A 19619-nucleotide genomic window follows, 5' to 3' on the forward strand; every position below is an offset into this window, starting at 1 on the left:
CCGACGATGGCCGTCTGCGAACCGGGATCACCGGCACACATCATCACCCGCTATCTGGGATTCATCTGCGAGGACGCCAATCCGGTTGTGACACTGCGCAACCCGGCGGACCTGGCGAACTGGACCCTGCCCGTACTCGAGGTGACGATCATCCTCGGCGCGGTGCTGGCGCTGATCCACGCCATCCGGCGGCTGCGCCGCGACGGCGACCCGACCAACCTGGCGATCTGGATCGGTTCGCTGGTCTACCTCTTCATCATCGAGCCGCCGCTGTACTTCCCGGAGTGGTTCGGGATGCAGGACGCGATGGGCTTCATGTTCGCCCACAACGTCTTCACCGTCGACTTCATGTACGACCGGCTGCCGCTCTACATCGTCTGCTTCTACCCGGCGATGAGCCAGGTCGCCTACGAGATCGTGCGCGCCCTGGGCTTCTTCGACGGGCGGAAGTGGTCGGCGTTGCGCGGATCGCTCGTCGTCGCGCTGGTGTACCAGGTGTTCTACGAGGTCTTCGACCAACTCGGCCCGCAGCTCAAATGGTGGGCGTGGAACGTCGACGAGCCCTTCTACCGGGCCCCCGACGGGGCATTGGGCAACCCGGCGGCGGTCCCGCTGTTCGACTCGGTGCCGTGGAGCAGCGTGTGGCTGTTCGCGACGGTGTCGTTCGCCGTGCTGATCTTCTTCTGCGTGGTGCTGGTCAAGAATCCGACGATTCGCGGCACCCGGGTCCGCGGCTGGTCGCTGACCTGGCGGACCGTCGTGGCCGGGGCGCTCGCCGTCGTGTCGATGCCGGTGCTGTCGATCACCACCGCGGTCTTCGGGCGCAGCGAGGGTGCCAACCTCGGCGCGCAGACCGTCGTCTTCGCCGTCCAGGTCTTCGGCATCTGGGTCGTCGGGCTGTGGCTGCTGGCCGTGCAGCTCCGGCGGCTGCGGGCGCAACCCGGGTTGGCGGCGCAACCGGCGCGGGAGGCGGCACCGTTCCTGCGGTTCTTCCCCTGGCTGTTCCTGGGGGTGCACGCGGTGCTGTGGCTCGTGGCGCTGCCCGCCTATTTCGGGGCGACCGACGGGATCACCGCGCCCGACGCCTCGCCCATCGGCAACACCCCGATCGGCAACCTGCCGTATGTGATCGGATGCTTCGTCATCGCCGTCGGGGTCTTGGTCCTCGCGCTGCGACAGGCGCGCGGCGACCACGTCGCAGGCGACCCGGAGGCGAGCCCGACGGCCGACCTGGAATCATCGGGCATGTGAGAACTCGCGGATGGCAGGGTGACATTCCCGCGGACTCCGACGAGGCCCGCGAGCGGATCCTTGCCGCGGCGTCGCGGTGCGTCACCCGTTTCGGATTGCACAAGACCCGCCTGGCCGATGTTGCGGCCGAGGCGGGGGTCACCCGGCAGACGGTCTACCGGTACTTCTCGTCGGTCAACGACATGTTGGCCGCCGTCGCCGCCGACGGCGTGGTCGACTTCCTCGACCGGATGGGGGAGGCGCTCGCGCAGGTGCGCACCCCGGCCGACGCCGTCGTCGAGACGATCGTCTACTGCCTCGACGTGCTGCCCACCGAACCCGCGCTCGGGTTGATGCTGCGGGCCGGGGAGACCGAGTTCTTCACCACCGGCGCGACCTCGTCGAGTGCGATCGAACTCGGTGCGGAGATGCTGCGCCGGCTGCCGGTGGACTGGGTGGGCCACGGGTACGACGACGAGGCGATGACCGGGCTGGCCGAACTGGTGATGCGCATCTGGTTGAGCTTCCAGATGTACCCGAACCACCCGGCGCGCTCGGCCGACGAGATGCGCGCGTTCCTCCGCCGTTGGGTGGTGCCGCACCCCGACGCGGTCAGCGCCTCCCGCTGACCCGGCCCCGGACATAGAGGAGGGCGGCGGCCAGCACCGCCGCTGTGGTCGACGCGGTGAGGACCGCGATCTTGGCATGGTCTCCGCGCGCGGGATCGTCGGCAAAGGTGAGTTCGGCGACCAGCAGCGAGACGGTGAAACCGATCCCGGCCAGTACCGATACCCCGATGACGTCGGGCCAGCGCACCCCCGGGCCGAGTCGGCTTCGCGACAGGGTGAGGGTCAGCCAGGTCGTGGCGGTGATGCCGATCGGTTTGCCCAGCAGCAGCCCGGCCATGATTCCGATGCCCACCGGGTCGGTCAGGGCATCGGTGAAGGTGCCGCCCGCGCCGATGTCGACCCCGGCCGCGAAGAAGGCGAACACCGGCACCGCGAAGCCCGCCGACAGGGGCCGGAAGCGGTGCTCGAATTGTCCGGCCAACCCGTCGTCGCCGACAACCGGTGTCCGACCCCGGTGGACCGGCACGGCAAAACCCAGCAGCACGCCGGCGATCGTGGCGTGGATCCCCGAGGCGTGCAGGAAGCCCCAGGCGATAATCCCCAGCGGCAACAGCACCGCCCAGGCGGCCCAGCCGTGCACCGCGAACCAGTCGGCGAAGCGGTGGGCGAGCAGGCCGAATGCCGCGATCGGCACCAGCCCGAGCGCCAGCGGCGCCCAGGACAGCCGATCGGTGTAGACGACCGCGATGATGAGGATGGCGATGAGGTCGTCGACCACGGCGAGGGTCAGCAGGAACAGCCGCAGCGAGGCGGGCAGCCGCGACCCGACGACGGCGAGGACGGCGACCGCGAACGCGATGTCGGTGGCGGTGGGGATCGCCCACCCGTGCACGCCGGGCCCACCGGCGTTGACGGCGAGATAGATCAGTGCGGGGACCGCGACCCCGCCGAACGCGGCCACGACCGGGACCAGGGCGGTGCGCGGGGAGCGCAACTCGCCGTCGACGAGCTCGCGTTTGAGTTCCAGTCCGACGAGGAAGAAGAAGACGGCGAGCAGCCCGTCGGCGGCCCACTGCCCGAGCGAGAGGTTCAGATGCCACGGGGCATAGCCGACGACGGTGTCGCGCAGCCGCGCGTAGGCGTCCTTCAGCGGACTGTTGGCGACGACCAGCGCGACGACGGCGGCCCCGACGAGCAGAAACCCGCCGACCGTCTCTTTGCGCAGCAGCTCCGCGACGCGCAGGGTTTCGCGTGTCGACCCGGCGTCGAACGCGGTCTCGGCGGGTCCTGGGCGGTTCAACGGGCGTCGGGGGTCACGCTCGCCCAGCCGGGCACGTCCTCGGGACGGCGCGGCGGCGGACCGACGTAGACCGCGGCCGGACGGACCAGGCGGCCGAGCTTCTTCTGCTCGAGGATGTGGGCGCACCAACCGGCCGAGCGGCCACAGGTGAACATGGCCGGCATCATCGGCGCCGGCACCTCGGCGAAGTCGAGGATGACCGCGGCCCAGAACTCGACGTTGGTCTCGATCGCCCGGTCGGGACGCCGCTCGCGCAGTTCGGTCAGGGCCGCCTGCTCCAGTGCCGCGGCCACGGCGAAGCGCGGCACGTCGAGTCGGCGGGCGGTCTCGCGCAGCACCCGGGCGCGGGGGTCCTCGGCCCGGTAGACCCGGTGGCCGAAGCCCATCAGCTTCTCCTTGCGATCCAGGATGCCCTTGACCAACGCACGCGGGTCGCCGGTCTTCTCGACTTCGGCGATCATCGGCAGCACGCGGGCCGGCGCGCCGCCGTGCAGCGGGCCGGACATGGCGCCGATCGCGCCAGACAGTGCGGCGGCGACGTCGGCCCCGGTCGAGGCGATCACGCGGGCGGTGAACGTCGAGGCGTTCATGCCGTGCTCGGCGGCGCTGACCCAGTAGGCGTCGATGGCCTCGGTGTGGCGCGGGTCGGGCTCGCCGCGCCACCGGGTCATGAAGCGCTCGGTCACCGTCGCGCAGTCGTCGATGCGGTCCTGCGGCACCGGCGGAAGGTCGCCGCGCGCGGACTGCGCGACATACGACAGCGTCATCACCGAGGCCTTGGCCAGATCGGCGCGGGCCTGCTCGTCGTCGATGTCGAGGAGTGGCTGGAAGCCCCACAGCGGTGCCAGCGTCGGCAGGGCGGCCTGGACGTCGACGCGGACGTCGCCCGACCGCGTCACCAGTTCCAACGGGGGTGCGGGTGCCAGGGATGTGCCGAACGCACCGTCGACGAGGAGGGCCCACACATCACCGAAGGTGACCCGGTTCTCCACCAGGTCCTCGATGTCGACGCCGCGATAGCGGAGGTTGCCGCCGTCCTTGTCGGGTTCGGCGATCTCGGTGGTGAAGGCGACGACGCCTTCGAGCCCGGGGGTGAAGTCCGCGGGCAAGGCGGAACCGGATGCGGTCATGGCGGCAACTCCCTGGTGTTGTCCGAAGGCTGGGACCTGGCTCTGATCCTAAGCGTCCCGAGAGTAACTTGGGCTTCTATGGAACCGCCCACCGAGCACCCGATCGACTTGGCCGCGATGCGCGTCGGATACGGCGCGGCAGACACCGCCGGGGCCGACGGGGTGGCCCAGCACCTCGACCCGGCGTGGCTGACCGGCGACCCGCCGTGGTTGGACCTGTTCGGACGCTGGCTGACCGAGGCGATGGCCGCGAAGATCCCCGAGCCCAACGCCATGGTCGTCGGGACCGTTGCGCCCAGCGGCCGGCCGTCGACGCGCACCGTGCTCTGCAAGGGGGCCAGCGCGTCGGGGATCACCTTCTTCACCGGCTACGAGTCGGCGAAAGGGCTCGCGCTCGCGGCCAACCCGTTCGCGTCGCTGACCTTCCCGTGGATCGCGCTGGAACGCCAGGTCCACTTCCGCGGCCGGGTGCGCAAGGTCGACGCGGAGGTCACGCAGGCCTATTGGGAATCCCGTCCGCGCGGCTCCCAGATCTCGGCCTTTTCGTCGGCGCAGTCGCAGCCGATCGCCGACCGCGCGGAGCTCGAGGCGGTGGCGGCGCGCACGGCGCAGCGCTTCGGCGGCGTGGCCGGCGACGAGCCGATCCCGGTGCCGCCGAACTGGGGCGGCTACGTCGTCGACGTCGATTACGCCGAGTTCTGGCAGGGTCGCGCCGACCGGCTGCACAACCGGGTGCGGGCGGTGCGCGGATCGGATGGCTGGACCATCGACCGGCTCCAGCCCTAGCCGCCGGTGCGGCGCTTTCTGGCCGACACCCGGCCGCTGGCCAATGACGATTTCCGGCACCTGTGGCTGGCGAACATCGTCACGGTCATCGGTGCCCAACTCACCGTCGTCGCGGTGCCGCTGCAGATCTATGCCATCACCGAGAGTTCGCTCTACGTCGGACTGACCGGCCTGTTCGGTCTGGTTCCGCTCATCGTCTTCGGGCTGTGGGGCGGGGCGCTGGCCGACGTCTTCGACCGGCGCACGATCCTCCTCGTCACGACGACCGGTCTCATCGTCACGGCCTTCCTGTTCTTCGTGCAGGCGGCGGCCGGGTGGAACAACGTGTGGGTGTTGCTCGCCCTGTTCGCGGTACAGCAGGCATTCTTCGCGGTCAACCAGCCGACCCGCAGCGCCGTCCTCCCGCGCATCCTGCCGTTGGCGCAGCTGCCCGCGGCGAACTCGCTGAACATGACCGTGATGCAGGCCGGTGCCATCGTCGGCCCGCTGCTGGGCGGCGTGCTGGTACCGGTGCTGGGCTTCTCGCTGATGTATCTGATCGACAGCCTGTCGCTGCTGGCCACCATGTGGGCGGTCTGGCGGTTGCCGTCGCTGGTGCCCGAAACCGTCGACGGCCCGCGTCCGGGGGTGGGCCTGAGCTCGATCCTGGACGGCTTCAGCTACCTGCGCGGGCACAAGGTGTTGCTGATGTCTTTCGTCGTCGACCTCATCGCGATGGTCTTCGGCATGCCGCGCATCCTCTTCCCGCAGATCGCGCATGAAAACTTCGGCGGTCAGACCGACGGGGGCTGGCAGGTCGCGCTGCTGTTCGCGGCGATCCCCTTCGGCGCCGTGCTCGGCGGCATCTTCTCCGGCTGGGTGTCGCGGGTGAGTCGGCAGGGACTCGCCGTCGTCGTCTGCGTGGTGATCTGGGGAGCGGCGGTGGCCGTCGCGGGCGCGGCGCTGTTCTTCGCCGACGGGAACTGGGCGCCGATGCTGCCCCTGGTCGTCGTGGCGCTGGTGGTCGGCGGCGCCGCGGACATGGTGTCCTCGGCATTCCGGATGACGATGCTCCAGTCGGCGGCCGACGACTCGGTGCGCGGACGACTGCAGGGTGTGTTCATCGTCGTCGTGGCGGGTGGGCCGCGGTTGGCCGATGTGGGCCACGGCTGGGTCGCGGCGGTGGCCGGGACCGCGGTCGCGACGGCCGGCGGCGGGCTGGCCGTCGTCGTGTTGACGATCGTCGCCGCGCTGGCCGTCCCGGTCTTCATCCGCTACCGGGTGACGCCGAGCGTCGGGCGGCTGCCCGACTGAGTGCGGTCAGGCCTCGTTTGGACTGCCAGGGCAGGTTGGCGCGCCGGGTGGCGTGGACCGGGCAGTAGTGGATCGGGTTCTGGGCCTCGGCGCCCGTCGGCATGTTGCGTTCCGGGCTCTCCAGCAGCGGCGCGTCGGCGGGAACGCGGCCGGCGACCCGGTCATCGGCGTCGCGGGCGCGCGGGTGGCGCCGATAGCGGGCGGGGACCAGGTTCATCCCGGCGGCGACGGCCTTGCCGAAGAGGCGAAACACCACCTCGTCGCGCCGGGTCCAGGTCAGACCCATCATTTCGCGGATCGGTTCGTCGTAGAGGCCGGTGGTGATCCACATGAAGGCCTTCTGGCCCTGAGCGGCCTGGATCCGCCAGAGCCACTTCGGGGTCCACGACGGCATCCACGGCGGCGGCGGGAGCTTGGTGATGTCCAAGACGGTCCGAACGGCGGCGTGGTCGCGCAGGACGTACCGGCACATGTGGTCCCAGTACGCCAGGAACTCCTCGTAGGTGTCCGGGCACGGGCGCATGGACACCCCGTAGCGGGAGTACCAGGTGCGTGACTCCTCGAAGAGTTGCCGCTTGTCGGCCTCGCTGATCCGGGGGCCGAACACCTCGGCGCACCGGATGTTGCCGTACCAGAAGGTGGCGTGGGCCCAGTAGAAGACGTCGGGGTCGAGTGCGTGGTAGCGGCCGCCGTCGTCCATCTGGCCCTTGATGGTCAGGTGGTAGTCGCGGACCTCGCGGCCGGTGCTCTCCGGGTCGGGGTCGAAGACGACGCCGCCGATCGGGTACATCGATCGGAACAAGCGCTCCCAGCGCTCGCCGAAGAAGTCGGAGTGCTCCCAGACCCCGGCGGCGAGTTTGGGGTGCATGTTCTGCATCGATCCCGACCACAGGCCCATGAACAGTCCGCGCCAGTCGCCGAAGAAGCGGAAGGTGGCCGATTCGGGGCCGATTTCGGGGAGACTGGTCGAAGCGGCCGGGTCGTAGTCGTCGACGGCGGCGGTCTGGGCTGGTTCGAGCACCTCGGTCATGAGACGAAAGTCTAGATCCGTCTCACCGAGTAGTCAACGGCCTGTTCCGATAGGGCCCAGTCGACGAGATTGAGGGCCCACTCGGCGGAAATGAGGGCCCAGTCGACGAGATTGAGGGCCCAGTCGGCGGAAATGAGGGCCCAGTCGGCGATTAGTCGACCAGGCGCAGGTGCACGACGTCGCCGGGGGTGAGCTGGCCGGCGCGGTCGAGTGACTCGGCGGTCAACACGGCGGCCACCGGGTAACCGCCGGTCACCGGGTGATCCGGGCCGAAGAGCACCGGCTGACCGCTCGGCGGGACTTGGACCGAACCATGCGCGATGCCCTCGGACCGCAGTTCGGGCAACCCGGGCAGGTGCTCGAGGGCGGGGCCGTCGAGGCGGTCCAGGCGCACGCCGACCCGGTTGCTCGCCGGGTTGACCGTCCAGGTCCCGGTGAAGAGGGCCTCGGGATCGGCCAGACGATCGGCCCGCGGCCCGACGGTGGCGGTGAGGGTGACGGTCAGTCCATCGGGACCCGGTCGAGGGGCCCACTGGGTTGCCGGCCACTCGCCGGCGGCGGCCCCCACGGCGAGCCGGTCGCCGACGGCCAGCCGGGCGGGCCCCAATCCCGACAGGGTGTCGGTGGAGCGCGACCCCAGGGCCGCCTCGACGTCGAACCCGCCGCGCACCGCGAGGTAGACCCGGCAGCCGCGCGTCGGTGCCGCGACCCGCAAGTGCTGGCCGTCGCGCACGACGACGGTGGCGTTGGGCCCGGTGGGCCGGTCGCCGACGACGAGCCCGGCCTGCGCGCCCGTGGCCGCGACGGTGAGGTCCCCGTCGGCCCGCATGGCGAACCCGCCGTGGGTGATCTCGACGGCGGCCAGGTCCTCGGGATTGCCCACCAGCCGGTTGGCCAGGCGCAGGGATTCCCGATCCGCGGCACCGGACCGGGGTACGCCGAGATGGGCGTAGCCGCCGCGCCCGAGATCCTGGACGGTCGCCAGCGGTCCGGTGGCCAGCACCGTCACCGAGCTCATCGCCCGGACTCCCCGGCCGCGTCGCGGAACCACACGAACGTGCCGGCGGCCAACGGCGACGGGGGAGTGGCGGCTGCGTCCCAGAGCCGGGCCTCGGTGTGGCCCAACAGATTCCAGCCGCCGGGACTGACCCCGGGGTAGACCGCGGAGTAGCCGGCGGCCACCGCGACCGACCCGGCGCCGACGCGCGGCCGGGATTCGGTGCGGCGGGGCAGCTCGCACGGCGGGCACCGGTCTTGCGGATCGTCGGGGACCAGGTAGCCGAACCCCGGGGCGAATCCCATGAACTCCACGCGCCACCGCGTGCCGGTGTGGCTGGCCACGACCGCCCCGGTCGTCCAGCCGAGTTCGCGGGCGACGTCGTGCAGGTCCGGGCCGTCGTAGTGCACCGTGATGACGACCTCGTCGGCGGGGACTTCGGCAGCCCGGTCCGACTCGGCCCGCAACGCCCGGTGCAGCGCCAGATCGTCGATCCCGTGCGCCGGCGAGCCCTGGACGAGGATCGTCGTCGCGGCCGGCACGATGTCGACGACACCGGGCAGGGCGCCCGCGTCGACCGCCGCCCGCAGGGCCACCGCGGCATCGGCCGCCGCCGCCCGAGGGGAGGGGGTGGCGTCGAAGTCCAGCAGCACTGCTCCTCGTCCGGCCGGTCGCTCCCGCATGCGACCAACCTAGCCGCTGGCGGTTCGCCGAGCCCGCGAACGCGACCCGCGTGCGGCGGGCTCCGCGGCGAGAGGCTAGTTTGTAGGTGAAACTCTCACCTGAGTAAAGGGGTCCTCGTGTCCGCTGAAAACAGCACAGCGACCGACGCAGCCTCAGCGACGTTCACCTACCCCGGTGGGCAGCTGGAGCTTCCGATTCTTCCCGCAACAGAGGGAAGCGATTCGGTGGCGTTGGGTAATTTCCTGGCGCAAACCGGGTTGACGACCTACGACGGAGGATTCGTCAACACGGCGGCGACCAAATCGTCGATCACCTACATCGACGGCGACGCCGGCATCCTCCGGTACCGCGGCATCCCCATCGACCAGCTGGCGGGGCGGTCGACGTTCATCGAGGTCAGCTACCTGCTGATCCACGGTGAGCTGCCGACGCAGGCCCAACTCGACGACTTCACCGAGCGGATCCAGCGCCACACCCTGCTGCACGAGGACCTCAAACGGTTCTTCGACGGCTTCCCGCGCAACGCGCACCCGATGCCGGTCGTCTCCTCGGCGGCCAACGCGCTGTCGGCGTACTACCCGGATTCGCTGGACCCCAAGGATCCCGAGCAGGTCGAACTGTCGACGATCCGCCTGCTGGCCAAGCTGCCGACCATCGCGGCCTACGCCTACAAGAAGTCGGTCGGGCAGCCGTTCCTCTACCCGGACAACTCGCTGGGATTGGTGGAGAACTTCCTGCGCCTGACCTTCGGCTTCCCCGCCGAGCCCTACGAGGTGAACCCCGAGGTCGCCAAGGCCCTGGACATGTTGTTCATCCTGCACGCCGACCATGAGCAGAACTGTTCGACGTCGACGGTGCGCCTCGTCGGCTCGTCGCAGGCCAACCTCTTCACGTCGGTCTCGGCCGGCATCAACGCGCTGTGGGGACCGCTGCACGGCGGCGCCAACCAGGCGGTGCTCGAGATGCTCGAGGACATCCAGCGCAGCGGCGGCGACACCGCCGACTTCATGCGCCGGGTGAAGAACAAGGAAGACGGTGTGAAGCTCATGGGCTTCGGGCACCGCGTCTACAAGAACTACGACCCGCGCGCGGCCATCGTCAAGAAGACCGCCGACCAGATCCTGGAATCCCTCGGCGTCTCCGACGAGCTGCTCGACATCGCCAAGGGCCTGGAAGAGGTCGCCCTGAACGACGACTACTTCATCGAGCGCAAGCTCTACCCGAACGTCGACTTCTACACCGGCGTCATCTACCGGGCGATGGGCTTCCCGACGCGCATGTTCACCGTGCTGTTCGCGCTGGGCCGCCTTCCCGGCTGGATCGCCCACTGGCGCGAAATGCACAACGATCCGACCACGAAGATCGGCCGCCCGCGCCAGCTGTACACCGGCTACACCGAGCGCGACTACGTCGAGATGGGAAAGCGGTAACAATCATGGCGAACCTGGACAAGCCCGAGATCGAGTTCCCGGAGGGCCCGGCCCCCGCGGAGCTGGAAATCAGCGACATCGTCGTCGGCGACGGGGAGGAGGCCCTGCCCGGCTCGACGGTCGACGTGCACTACGTCGGCGTCGAGTACGACAGCGGCGAGGAGTTCGACTCGTCGTGGGGGCGCGGCGAGTCCGTCGCCTTCCCGCTGCAGCGCCTGATCCCGGGCTGGCAGGAGGGGATCCCCGGCATGAAGGTCGGCGGACGCCGCCGCCTGACGGTCCCGCCGCAGCTCGCCTACGGCCCCGAGGGCGCCGGTCACCGGCTGTCGGGCAAGACCCTGGTCTTTGTGATCGACCTGCTCGGCGTCAGCTGAGCCGCACTACCTCAGCAACCGACCGGCACGCTGTCAGCTCAACGGCTGCGGCGGCCGGTCGTTGCGCATCGCGCAGGTCGCGGTGGCGCGCTCGCCGTAACCGGTGCGGGCGATCTTCAGCTTGTGGTTGACGGTGAGCTTGCAGCTGGCGCGCTTGCCCTCCTGCGAGATCTTCACCGCGAGGATCTGCTGCGGAACCGCACTGCGGAACGAGATGGTCCGGTGGTAGCGGCCGTCCGGCAGGCGCTCGTCCTGGCGGAAGTTGAAGTGGCGCTGGCGCAGGATATTGCCGCCGTTGAAGTACGACACCGTCGTCCACGTCGTGTCCGAATAGACGTCGAAGGTGATCAGGTCGCCCTTGCCGGGGTAACGCCAGCTGGCGTCGGCCTCGCCCGCGGTGGCGACGCCGACGAAGGCGCCCACACCGATAAAAGCAGCCACAGCGGTCATTCCCAGGATCGGCTTGCGCATGGGTAGGAAGTCTAGCCATACCCGGCGTCCCCGGGCTCGGGGCGGTAGGTTATCGGCCATGATTCACAGCTCAACATCGGATTCAGTCGTCACGATCGAACTCGACCGTTCGTCGAAGCGCAACGCGCTCGACGAGCAGATGGTCAGCGGACTCGCCGAGGCTTTCGCGGCCGCAGTCGACGGTGGTGCGCGCGCCATCGTGCTCACCGGACGGGGCTCGGTCTTCTGTGCGGGTGCGGACTTGTCGGGGCCGGTCTACGACAAGGACTTCCTGGATCAACTCGTCATCACTTTGCAGCAGATCGAGTCGACGCCGGTTCCGGTGATCGCCGCGCTCAACGGCGCCGCACTCGGTGCGGGCCTGCAGCTGGCCATGGCGGCCGACTTGCGCGTCATGGTCCCCGAGGCGCTGGCCGGTATCCCGGCCGCGAAGATCGGCGTCGCCGTCGACGAGTGGACGATTCGCCGCCTGGTCTCCCTCGTCGGTGCCGGCCACGCCCGCGGCATGCTGATCGGGTGTGAGCCGCTCACCGCGGACCGTGCGCTGTCGGTGGGGTTCGCCAACCGGATCGGCGACCTCGAGCAGGCGCAGCAGTGGGCGGCGACGATCGCGGCGCTGGCACCGCTGACCCTGCAGCACTACAAGCTCGTGCTCAACGGCGACGGGGCGCGCGACGCGGCGCCCGAGGACCGGCTCGAGGCGATGATGCGGGCGTGGTCGAGCGAGGACCTCGCCGAAGGGCGCACCGCACGAACCGAACGACGGACGCCGGTTTTCCACGGTCGCTGACCTGTCGTAACCTGGCCGGCGCGCCCGAGGGGGCGCGTCGGGATCCGGGCGTCCGCCCGGGCCGGCCACGTTGTGAGGGGAATCGTCAATGACCGATCAGGTCGAGTCCAAGCCAGCCGTCTACCAAGGGTTTTCCATCGGTGCGATCGTCGTGCTGATCGGTGCCGTGATCACCCTGGCGTCCTACCTGCTCACCTGGTGGGAGAAGGCCGACGAGGGGGTGACGGTCTCCGGGCTGGGAAACGTGTCGCCGCACACCTATGAGTTCCACTCCGGCAAGTTGCACTGGGCGGCACTCGCGGGTGCGATCGTGCTCATCATCGTCGCCGTCGCACGACTGATCGGCAAGTACACCGACGAGTGGCAGAAGGCGACGGTCTTCGCCACCGCGGCGGCGCTGGTCGGAGCGGGCTACGCCCTGTTCGCCCCCGCCGGTGAGGGGTTCTCGACGACGACCGGCGTGTACGTCGTCACCGCCGGTGCCGTCATCGCGGCCGCCGGTGCGGCGCTGATCGCCTTCGCCAAGCGCTGACCCGACCGTCGCACGGCGGTCAGTCGCCGAGCACGCGGGCGAGGTAGTCGTTGGTGAAGACGCGCTCGGGGTCATACCGGTCGCGCACCGCGCGGAACTCGTCGAACCGCGGGTACACCGTGCGGAGGTACTCGGCATCGCGCGTGTGCATCTTGCCCCAGTGGGGGCGGCCGCCGTGCCCGGTCAGGATCTCTTCGACGTCGGCGAAATAGGCCGCCGAGTCGGCGGGGTCATCACGGTAATAGCGGTGCACGGCGATGTAGCCGCTCTCGCGCCCGGCCGCCGTGGACAGCATCAGCTCGTCCGCGGCGGCCGCGCGCACCTCGATCGGGAAGCTCACGCGGTAGCGGCGCCGGTCGATCATGGCTCGGATCTCGCGCAGCGCCTCGGGGACCTCGGCCACGGGGATGGCGTACTCCATCTCCCGGAACCGCACGGCGCGGTCGGAGATGAACACGTTGGTCGACGAGTCGACGATGGTGCGCGCCGACAGTGCGCGGCCGCTGAGCTGGTTGATGGCGGGGACCACAGTCGGCACCGACCGCCCGACGGCGCAGAGCAGTCCGAAGAGTTTGTTCGACAGCACCTCGTCGTCGATGTAGCGCCGTACCCGGGACGGCCCGCTGGGCGCCGCCGAGGTGGGCAGCCGCGTGTTGGTCTTGGTCAGGCAGCAGTCGGTGTGGGGGAACCAGTAGAACTCGTAGTGGTCGATCGAGGAGATTGAATCGGACCAACCGGCGAGGACGTCGTCGAACCGGCCGGGGGCCTCGTCGGCCCGCAGGTGGAAGGCCGGGACGCCCCGCAGGGTGATGTCGACCAGGACGCCGAGGGCCCCGAGGCCCAGGGCAACCGCGGCCAGGTCGGGTTCGCCCTCGGCGACGGTGACGGTTTCGCCGCGGCCGTCGACGAGGGTGGCGCCCACGATCTGGGTGCTGATGCCGCCGAAGGCCAGGCCGGTGCCGTGCGTGCCGGTGGAGGTGGCGCCGGAGATGGTCTGCCGGTCGACGTCTCCCAGGTTGGCCATGGCCAGGCCCATCGGTGCCAGGAGGGCCGGAATCTCGTGCAGGTGGGTGCCTGCGGCGAGGGTGACCCGCGAGGCGTCGGGATCGGCCGAGACGATGCCGCGCAACCCCGACAGCCGGAGTTGGATATCGGTGGGCACCCCGATGCCGCTGAAGCTGTGGCCGGCGCCGATCGGCTTGATCCGGTGCCCGGTGGCGCGGGCCTGCGCGACGATCGCGCGCACCTCGTCGACGGTCGCCGGGGTCTGCACGGTCGGGTCGGCGGACTCGGTACGGCCCCAGTTCTGCCAGTGCGCGGTGGTTCCGGTCATAGGAAGCACTTCCCCTCTCCCCGATAGGTCGGGACGACGTCGATGACGCGCGGGCCGCCGTCGGCGCCACGGTCGATGATGGCCACTTCGTTGGCGTGTTCGGCCGGCTCGCCGGACTTGGTGTGGCGGAACCATACCCGGTCGCCGATCTGGGCCGATCGAGCGGCCGCACCGCGCAGCGGGGTCTGTACCTCGCCGGCTGCCTCGCTGCCGACATACGAAAGCCCTTGGGGCCAGACCGGTTTGGGGAGACGATCGTCCGCCGGCGGTCCCGAGGCGATCCATCCGCCGCCGAGGACGGTGATGATGTCGCGGGCCGGTCGGCGCACCACGTCGAGTCCGAATCCCATGGCCGGCGCCGGTCGGAAGTGTGCGTAGCCGTCGAACAGGTGCCCGCCGAAGAACCCGCTGCCCGCGGCGATGTCGGTGACCGAGTGGTCGGCCGAGGTCGCCTCCAGCGACCCGGTACCGCCGGCGTTGACGAACTCCAACTCGGCGTATTCGCCGATCGCCCGGATGGCCTTGCCCCGCCGCTGCAGCAGTTCATTCATCGACCGAGTCTGGATCAGCCCGACTGCCTTGTTGCGCAACGCCGAACCCTCGGCGTCGTTGGCCAGGCCGGCCACCTGTGCCTCGTAGGACATGACACCGACCAGCCGGAATCCACGCCGTCCGGTGATCGTGCGGGCCAGGTCGCGGGCTTGGGCCACCGAGTGCACCGGGGAGCGCCGGACGCCCAGGTGCACCAGCCCGCCGGCGTAGCGCAGCGAGGCGTCGAGGTCGATGGCAACCCGCACCTCCGGGCGGGCCGAGGGGGGCACGGCCCGGTCGATCAGGTCGAGGTGCTGGACGGAGTCCACCAGCAGGGTCACACGGGACCGGGCGGTGTCGTCGGCGACCAGCCGCTCGATGGCGCCGAGATCGGTGGACGGGTAACCGAGCAGGACGTCGGGGATCTCGGCCGCGGTGGCGAGCCAGTGCGCCTCGTCGACGGTGTAGGCGAGCACTCCGGCGAAGCCGTCGCGCCGCAGGATGTCGCTGATCACCGACCGCACCCGCAGCGATTTGCTGGCGACGCGGATCGGCACCCCGCCGGCCCGGCGGGCCAGGTCGGCGATGTTGTGTTCGAGGGCGATCGCGTCGACGGCCAGCACCGGCGACGGCAACCGCGCGGCGCGCACGGCGGCGTCGATCGCCGCCCAATAGGACTGTGGATCGTCGACCCAGACGGGTCGGTCGGTGCTCATGGCACCAAATCTAGTCGGCGGCGCTATGGCGCGGTGTCGGGCTCGGCCTCGGCGGAGGCGTACGACATCATCCATCGGGAGGAGCCGGCGATCACGTCCTGGGTCATGGCCTCATCGCCGGTCGTCAGATAGGTCATCGTGATCGCATTGGTCGCGGCGATCAGCAGGGGCCCGAGCTCGTCGGTGGTCTTCAACCAGGAGGTGCCGTGCTTGGCCGCGATGGTGCTCAGCGTGTTCGAGGCGATGGCGCAAAGCCGGTCCCACATCTGCCGGCCGGCCTGGTGCAGCTCCGGGTGGTTGTGCGAGTAGAGGGCCAGCGACACGGTGGCCTGCAACCGCCCCGGGTCCAGCACGAGGAGGTTGTACATGTTCTGGAAGGACTGGGCGACTTCTCGCTCGACACCGACGAGGCCGCCCGGCGGGGTGTCCTCACGGATCTCGTCGGCCAGCGAGGTCAGATCCCGGGGGACCGCCTGGTCGATCACCGCGGCCAGGAGCGCGGTCCGCGATTCAAAGGCGTAGTGGAAACTCGCCAACGGCATCTGCGCCTGGGCGCATACCCGGCGCGTCGTCGCGCCCTCCACGCCGTGGTCGGCGATGACCCGGTGGGCCGCAGTGACCAGCGCGTCCCTGCGCTGCTCGACCGTCATCCGCGCCATGTTCCACCTTTCAGACCTGAACTCGTCGTCGGATCGGCTCCAAGACAGTCGATACTATGCCCCATCGATCGCTAGATTGGAGGCGGTGACGGGCAAAGCGAGGCTTCAGCGGACTTCGACGGTCGTGCGCGGGGCGGTGACGTCGACGACGAGCCGATTGGCCGACGCCGGGTTGCCCGGCGCGCGGGCTCTCGGCGCGACCCTGGATCAGATCGCCGCCGAGGTGGCCGGATCCCGGTTTCTCGTCGGCGACCGGTTCGTCAATGCCGATCCGGCGTCGCCGATGTCGGGCAATCCGGCGGCCGCCCTCGGCGACATGCTTCGCCGACCGGGCCGGCCCACCCGCCGCATCATGGTCAGCACGCCCGACTTCATCGGCGGGGCCAGGGACCTGGCGGTCACCTGGCTGGGGCACGCCACCGCCCTGGTCGAGGTCGACGGGGTGCGGATCCTGACCGACCCGGTGTTCTCCCGGCGGTGTTCCCCGTCGCAACTGGTCGGTCCGGCACGGATGCACCCGATGCCCTGCGACATCGACGATCTGCCGCCGATCGACGTCGTCCTGATCAGCCACGACCATTACGACCACCTCGACATGGCGAGCGTGGTCGGGTTGTCCCGCAGCCAACCGGCCGCGGTGTTCGTGTGCCCGATCGGCGTGGGGGCGCATTTGCGGGCATGGGGCATCCCCGCCGAGTCCATCCGCACCGCCCAGTGGCACGACGAGGTCGTCGTCGGGGCCACGAGGTTCGTCCCGGTGCCCGCGCGGCACTTCTCCGGTCGCGGTCTGGACCGGGATTCGACGATGTGGGCCGGGTGGGCGGTGCTCGGCCCCCGCCACCGTGCCTATTTCTCCGGCGACACCGGGTTCAGCGAGTCTTACGACGACGTGGGTGCCGCCTACGGCCCGTTCCAGCTGACCCTCGTCGCGATCGGCGCCTACGATCCGCTGTGGCCCGACATCCACGTCAACCCGGAGGAGGCGCTCACGATCCACCGGATGCTGACGCGCGGGACCGATGCACTGCTCGTCCCCATCCATTGGGGTACGTTCAACCTCGCGCGACACACGTGGGGCGAACCCGCCGCGCGGCTCTCCCACGCCGCGCAGGGCTCGCCGGGTCAGGCGCCGGTCGACATCGTCATCCCCCAACCCGGGGGAGAGTTCGACGTCATCGGCCGCACCGGGACCGCCATCGTCGCGCCGGACTGGTGGAAGGAGTCGGCGTGACCGTCGAAGCACCCGAGCGGACCGACCCGGTGGATCCGGCGCGTGGGCTGACCGCCGCGCAGGTGGCCCAGCGCAAGGCGGCCGGACAGGCGAACGTCTCCAGCGAGAAGGCCAGCCGCACGGTGGGCCAGATCGTGCGGGCCAACGTCTTCACCCGCATCAACGCGATGCTCGGTGTGCTGTTCGTGCTGGTGATGGCCACCGGTTCGCTCAAGAACGGGCTGTTCGGCCTCATCATCATCGCCAACAGCGGTATCGGCATCATCCAGGAGATCCGCGCCAAGCGGACGCTGGACCGCCTCTCGATCGTCGGCCGCGCGACGCCGACCGTGCGCCGAGACGGTGTCGCGGTCCAGGTGGCGCCGGAGGAGGTCGTGCTCGACGACATCATCGAGCTGGGGCCGGGCGACCAGATCGTCGTCGACGGCGAGACGGTGGAGTCTGCCTCCCTCGACGTCGACGAATCGCTGCTCACCGGTGAGGCGGACCCGGTTGACAAGAACGCCGGGGACCAGATCCTCTCCGGCAGCTTCGTCGTCGCGGGTTCCGGCGCCTACCGCGCCACCAAGGTCGGCGGGGACGCCTACGCCGCGAAGCTCGCCGCGGAGGCGTCGAAGTTCACCCTCGTCGATTCCGAATTGCGCACCGGCATCAACAAGATCTTGCAGGTCATCACCTACCTGCTCGTCCCGGCCGGCATCCTCACGATCATCAACCAGCTGTTCATCGCCGGCGACGGCTCGCTGGCGTGGGAGTCGGTGAAGCCCGGCATCCTCGGCATGGTCGCCGCGCTGGTCCCGATGATCCCCGAGGGCCTGGTGCTGATGACCTCGATCGCGTTCGCGGTCGGCGTGGTCCGCCTCGGCCAGCGGCAGTGCCTGGTCAACGAACTGCCCGCCATCGAGGGGCTGGCCCGCGTCAACATCGTGTGCGCCGACAAGACCGGCACCCTCACCGAGAACGGCATGCGCCTGTCGGAGGTTGAGCCGGTGGCCGGCTCGGGTATCGACGAGGAGCAGATGCATGCGGCGCTGGCGGCCATCGCCGCCGCGGATCCGCGGCCCAACGCGAGCATCGAGGCGATCAAGGAGGCCTTCGCCGACGCGCCCAACTGGTCGACGACCGCGGTGCAGCCGTTCTCCTCGGCGCTCAAGTGGAGTGGGATCTCCTTCGCCGATGCCTCCGGCTCGGACGCGGGGAATTGGTTGATCGGGGCGCCCGACATCCTCCTCGACCCGGCCACCGACGTCGCCGCGCGCGCCACCCAGATCGGCGAGACCGGGCTGCGGGTGCTGTTGCTGGCCCGCACCGACGTCGCGGTGGACCAGCCCGGGGCGACCGACCAGATGACACCGGTGGCCCTGGTCCTGCTCGAGCAGCGGGTCCGGCCCGACGCCAAGGACACGTTGGACTACTTCGGCCGCCAGCATGTGGACGTCAAGGTGATCTCCGGTGACAACGCCCGGTCGGTCGGCGCGGTGGCGGCGTCGCTGGGCCTGGGCTCGGTGGACAACGCGGTCGACGGGCGGCAGTTGCCGTCCGGTGGCGACGAGTTGGCCGAGGTCGTCACCGACGGCACCGTGTTCGGGCGGATCCGGCCCGACCAGAAGCGGGCGATGGTGAAGGCGCTGCAGTCGCGCCACAACACCGTCGCGATGACCGGTGACGGTGTCAACGACGTCCTCGCCCTGAAGGATGCCGACATCGGCGTGGCGATGGGATCGGGCAGTTCGGCGGCGCGCTCGGTCGCCCAGATCGTGTTGTTGGACAACAAGTTCGCCACCCTGCCCTATGTCGTGGGCGAGGGCCGCCGCGTCATCGGCAACATCGAGCGCGTGGCGAACCTCTTCCTCACCAAGACCGTGTACGCGGTGCTGTTGGCGCTGTTGGTCGGGCTGGCCGGAGTGGCGGGCAAGATCTTCGGATTCGAGTCCTTGGCCTATCCGTTCCAACCGATCCACATCACGATTTCGGCCTGGTTCACCATCGGGGTGCCGGCGTTCGTGTTGTCGCTGGCGCCGAACAACGAGCGGGCCCGGACCGGTTTCGTCAAGCGGGTCCTCACCCACGCGGTGCCCAACGGGATCATCGTCGGATTGGTCGCCTTCATCACCTTCGTGCTGGTGAACCCCGGCGGCGACGACGGACCCAAGCTCGGCGTCGAGGTCGACCAACTGTCGCCGGCGGCCGCACAGGCCTCCACCGCGACACTGATCGCGCTGATCGCCTCGGCGTTCTACGTCCTGGTGGTCGTCGCCCGGCCATACAACTGGTGGAAGACGCTCCTGCTGGTGGTGTCGGCGCTCGCGTACGTCGTCATCTTCTTCTGGCCGCGCGGCGGATGGTTCGACCCGCAGCGCTGGTTCAACCTGGACTCGTCCAACTGGGGCAACATCTCGGTGGCCCTGATCGCGGCGGTCATCGGCATGGTCGCCATTGAAGTGGTCAACCGTGTACTGCCCAGATTTGTCCCAGAGGACGCGGCCGACGACGAGGATGAGGACGTCGCCTTGACCGTCTAGCCGGTTGCCCA

At 69.9% G+C, this 19619-nt stretch carries 19 protein-coding genes; 10 read left to right on the plus strand and 9 right to left on the minus strand.

Going from position 1 to position 19619, the window contains the following annotated elements:
- The first annotated feature begins 6 nt into the window (after window positions 1-6).
- Together nbrcactino_RS04820 and nbrcactino_RS04825 are read left to right on the plus strand one after the other, a co-directional pair.
- Window positions 7-1251, plus strand: coding sequence for a hypothetical protein (locus nbrcactino_RS04820; RefSeq protein ID WP_228460682.1), 1245 nt, complete (start codon window positions 7-9; stop codon window positions 1249-1251).
- Window positions 1248-1859: a TetR/AcrR family transcriptional regulator gene (locus nbrcactino_RS04825; protein WP_186343303.1), complete on the plus strand. Its 612-nt coding sequence runs from the start codon at window positions 1248-1250 to the stop codon at window positions 1857-1859. The genes nbrcactino_RS04820 and nbrcactino_RS04825 overlap by 4 nt, the downstream gene beginning before the upstream one ends.
- On the opposite strand, the gene nhaA is transcribed toward nbrcactino_RS04825, so the two are convergent.
- Both nhaA and nbrcactino_RS04835 read right to left on the minus strand, forming a co-directional pair.
- A complete protein-coding gene (nhaA, locus tag nbrcactino_RS04830) occupies window positions 1843-3099 on the minus strand; it encodes a Na+/H+ antiporter NhaA (protein WP_161926330.1) in 1257 nt (418 codons plus the stop codon). The two genes, nbrcactino_RS04825 and nhaA, sit on opposite strands and share 17 nt — an antisense overlap.
- Window positions 3096-4229 carry a citrate synthase 2 gene (locus tag nbrcactino_RS04835; RefSeq protein ID WP_161926331.1) on the minus strand — a complete coding sequence of 378 codons (1134 nt, stop codon included), beginning with the start codon at window positions 4227-4229 and terminating at the stop codon, window positions 3096-3098. The genes nhaA and nbrcactino_RS04835 overlap by 4 nt, the downstream gene beginning before the upstream one ends.
- 78 nt (window positions 4230-4307) lie before the next feature.
- Here nbrcactino_RS04835 and pdxH point away from each other — a divergent pair, with 78 nt between their 5' ends.
- Window positions 4308-5015, plus strand: coding sequence for a pyridoxamine 5'-phosphate oxidase (pdxH, locus tag nbrcactino_RS04840; RefSeq protein ID WP_161926332.1), 708 nt, complete (start codon window positions 4308-4310; stop codon window positions 5013-5015).
- Window positions 5016-5021: 6 nt separating this feature from the next.
- Complete coding sequence (locus nbrcactino_RS04845) at window positions 5022-6308, plus strand: MFS transporter (protein ID WP_161926333.1); 1287 nt, start codon at window positions 5022-5024, stop codon at window positions 6306-6308.
- Here the strand turns inward: nbrcactino_RS04845 and nbrcactino_RS04850 are convergent.
- From nbrcactino_RS04850 to nbrcactino_RS04860, 3 genes are all read right to left on the minus strand, one after another.
- Window positions 6262-7338 carry an oxygenase MpaB family protein gene (locus nbrcactino_RS04850; RefSeq protein ID WP_161926334.1) on the minus strand — a complete coding sequence of 359 codons (1077 nt, stop codon included), beginning with the start codon at window positions 7336-7338 and terminating at the stop codon, window positions 6262-6264. The genes nbrcactino_RS04845 and nbrcactino_RS04850 overlap by 47 nt on opposite strands.
- A gap of 151 nt (window positions 7339-7489) precedes the next feature.
- Window positions 7490-8356: a 5-oxoprolinase subunit C family protein gene (locus nbrcactino_RS04855; RefSeq protein WP_161926335.1), complete on the minus strand. Its 867-nt coding sequence runs from the start codon at window positions 8354-8356 to the stop codon at window positions 7490-7492.
- On the minus strand, window positions 8353-9018 hold the full coding sequence (locus nbrcactino_RS04860) for a 5-oxoprolinase subunit B family protein (RefSeq protein WP_161926336.1): 666 nt from the start codon (window positions 9016-9018) through the stop codon (window positions 8353-8355). Before nbrcactino_RS04860 ends, nbrcactino_RS04855 begins: the two co-directional genes overlap by 4 nt.
- A 117-nt stretch (window positions 9019-9135) precedes the next feature.
- Between nbrcactino_RS04860 and nbrcactino_RS04865 the strand changes: the two genes are divergently transcribed.
- Together nbrcactino_RS04865 and nbrcactino_RS04870 are read left to right on the plus strand one after the other, a co-directional pair.
- Complete coding sequence (locus nbrcactino_RS04865; RefSeq protein WP_161926337.1) at window positions 9136-10449, plus strand: citrate synthase; 1314 nt, start codon at window positions 9136-9138, stop codon at window positions 10447-10449.
- A gap of 5 nt (window positions 10450-10454) precedes the next feature.
- Window positions 10455-10823, plus strand: coding sequence for an FKBP-type peptidyl-prolyl cis-trans isomerase (locus nbrcactino_RS04870; RefSeq protein ID WP_161926338.1), 369 nt, complete (start codon window positions 10455-10457; stop codon window positions 10821-10823).
- Window positions 10824-10856: 33 nt separating this feature from the next.
- Here the strand turns inward: nbrcactino_RS04870 and nbrcactino_RS04875 are convergent, their stop codons facing one another.
- Window positions 10857-11294, minus strand: coding sequence for a hypothetical protein (locus nbrcactino_RS04875; protein WP_161926339.1), 438 nt, complete (start codon window positions 11292-11294; stop codon window positions 10857-10859).
- A gap of 58 nt (window positions 11295-11352) precedes the next feature.
- Here nbrcactino_RS04875 and nbrcactino_RS04880 point away from each other — a divergent pair, with 58 nt between their 5' ends.
- Both nbrcactino_RS04880 and nbrcactino_RS04885 read left to right on the plus strand, forming a co-directional pair.
- Window positions 11353-12084, plus strand: a complete 732-nt coding sequence (locus tag nbrcactino_RS04880; RefSeq protein WP_161926340.1) for an enoyl-CoA hydratase — start codon at window positions 11353-11355, stop codon at window positions 12082-12084.
- Window positions 12085-12172: 88 nt separating this feature from the next.
- Window positions 12173-12616 carry a hypothetical protein gene (locus nbrcactino_RS04885; protein ID WP_161926341.1) on the plus strand — a complete coding sequence of 148 codons (444 nt, stop codon included), beginning with the start codon at window positions 12173-12175 and terminating at the stop codon, window positions 12614-12616.
- A gap of 19 nt (window positions 12617-12635) precedes the next feature.
- Here nbrcactino_RS04885 and nbrcactino_RS04890 read toward each other — a convergent pair whose 3' ends face one another.
- From nbrcactino_RS04890 to nbrcactino_RS04900, 3 genes are read right to left on the minus strand one after another with little or no spacing between them, the layout of a single operon-like run.
- On the minus strand, window positions 12636-13949 hold the full coding sequence (locus nbrcactino_RS04890) for a D-arabinono-1,4-lactone oxidase (protein ID WP_161926342.1): 1314 nt from the start codon (window positions 13947-13949) through the stop codon (window positions 12636-12638).
- Window positions 13946-15196: an alanine racemase gene (locus tag nbrcactino_RS04895; protein WP_161926343.1), complete on the minus strand. Its 1251-nt coding sequence runs from the start codon at window positions 15194-15196 to the stop codon at window positions 13946-13948. The genes nbrcactino_RS04890 and nbrcactino_RS04895 overlap by 4 nt, the downstream gene beginning before the upstream one ends.
- A 23-nt stretch (window positions 15197-15219) precedes the next feature.
- On the minus strand, window positions 15220-15855 hold the full coding sequence (locus nbrcactino_RS04900; RefSeq protein ID WP_161926344.1) for a TetR/AcrR family transcriptional regulator: 636 nt from the start codon (window positions 15853-15855) through the stop codon (window positions 15220-15222).
- Window positions 15856-15940: 85 nt separating this feature from the next.
- On the opposite strand from nbrcactino_RS04900, the gene nbrcactino_RS04905 reads away from it, so the two are divergent.
- Together nbrcactino_RS04905 and nbrcactino_RS04910 are read left to right on the plus strand one after the other, a co-directional pair.
- The gene (locus nbrcactino_RS04905; protein WP_228460683.1) at window positions 15941-17086 is read left to right on the plus strand and encodes an MBL fold metallo-hydrolase; all 1146 of its coding nucleotides are present in this window, start codon (window positions 15941-15943) and stop codon (window positions 17084-17086) included.
- A complete protein-coding gene (locus tag nbrcactino_RS04910; RefSeq protein ID WP_161926346.1) occupies window positions 17083-19608 on the plus strand; it encodes an HAD-IC family P-type ATPase in 2526 nt (841 codons plus the stop codon). Before nbrcactino_RS04905 ends, nbrcactino_RS04910 begins: the two co-directional genes overlap by 4 nt.
- Window positions 19609-19619 lie beyond the last annotated feature (11 nt).

Source organism: Gordonia crocea, from assembly GCF_009932435.1.
Lineage (GTDB): Bacteria > Actinomycetota > Actinomycetes > Mycobacteriales > Mycobacteriaceae > Gordonia > Gordonia crocea.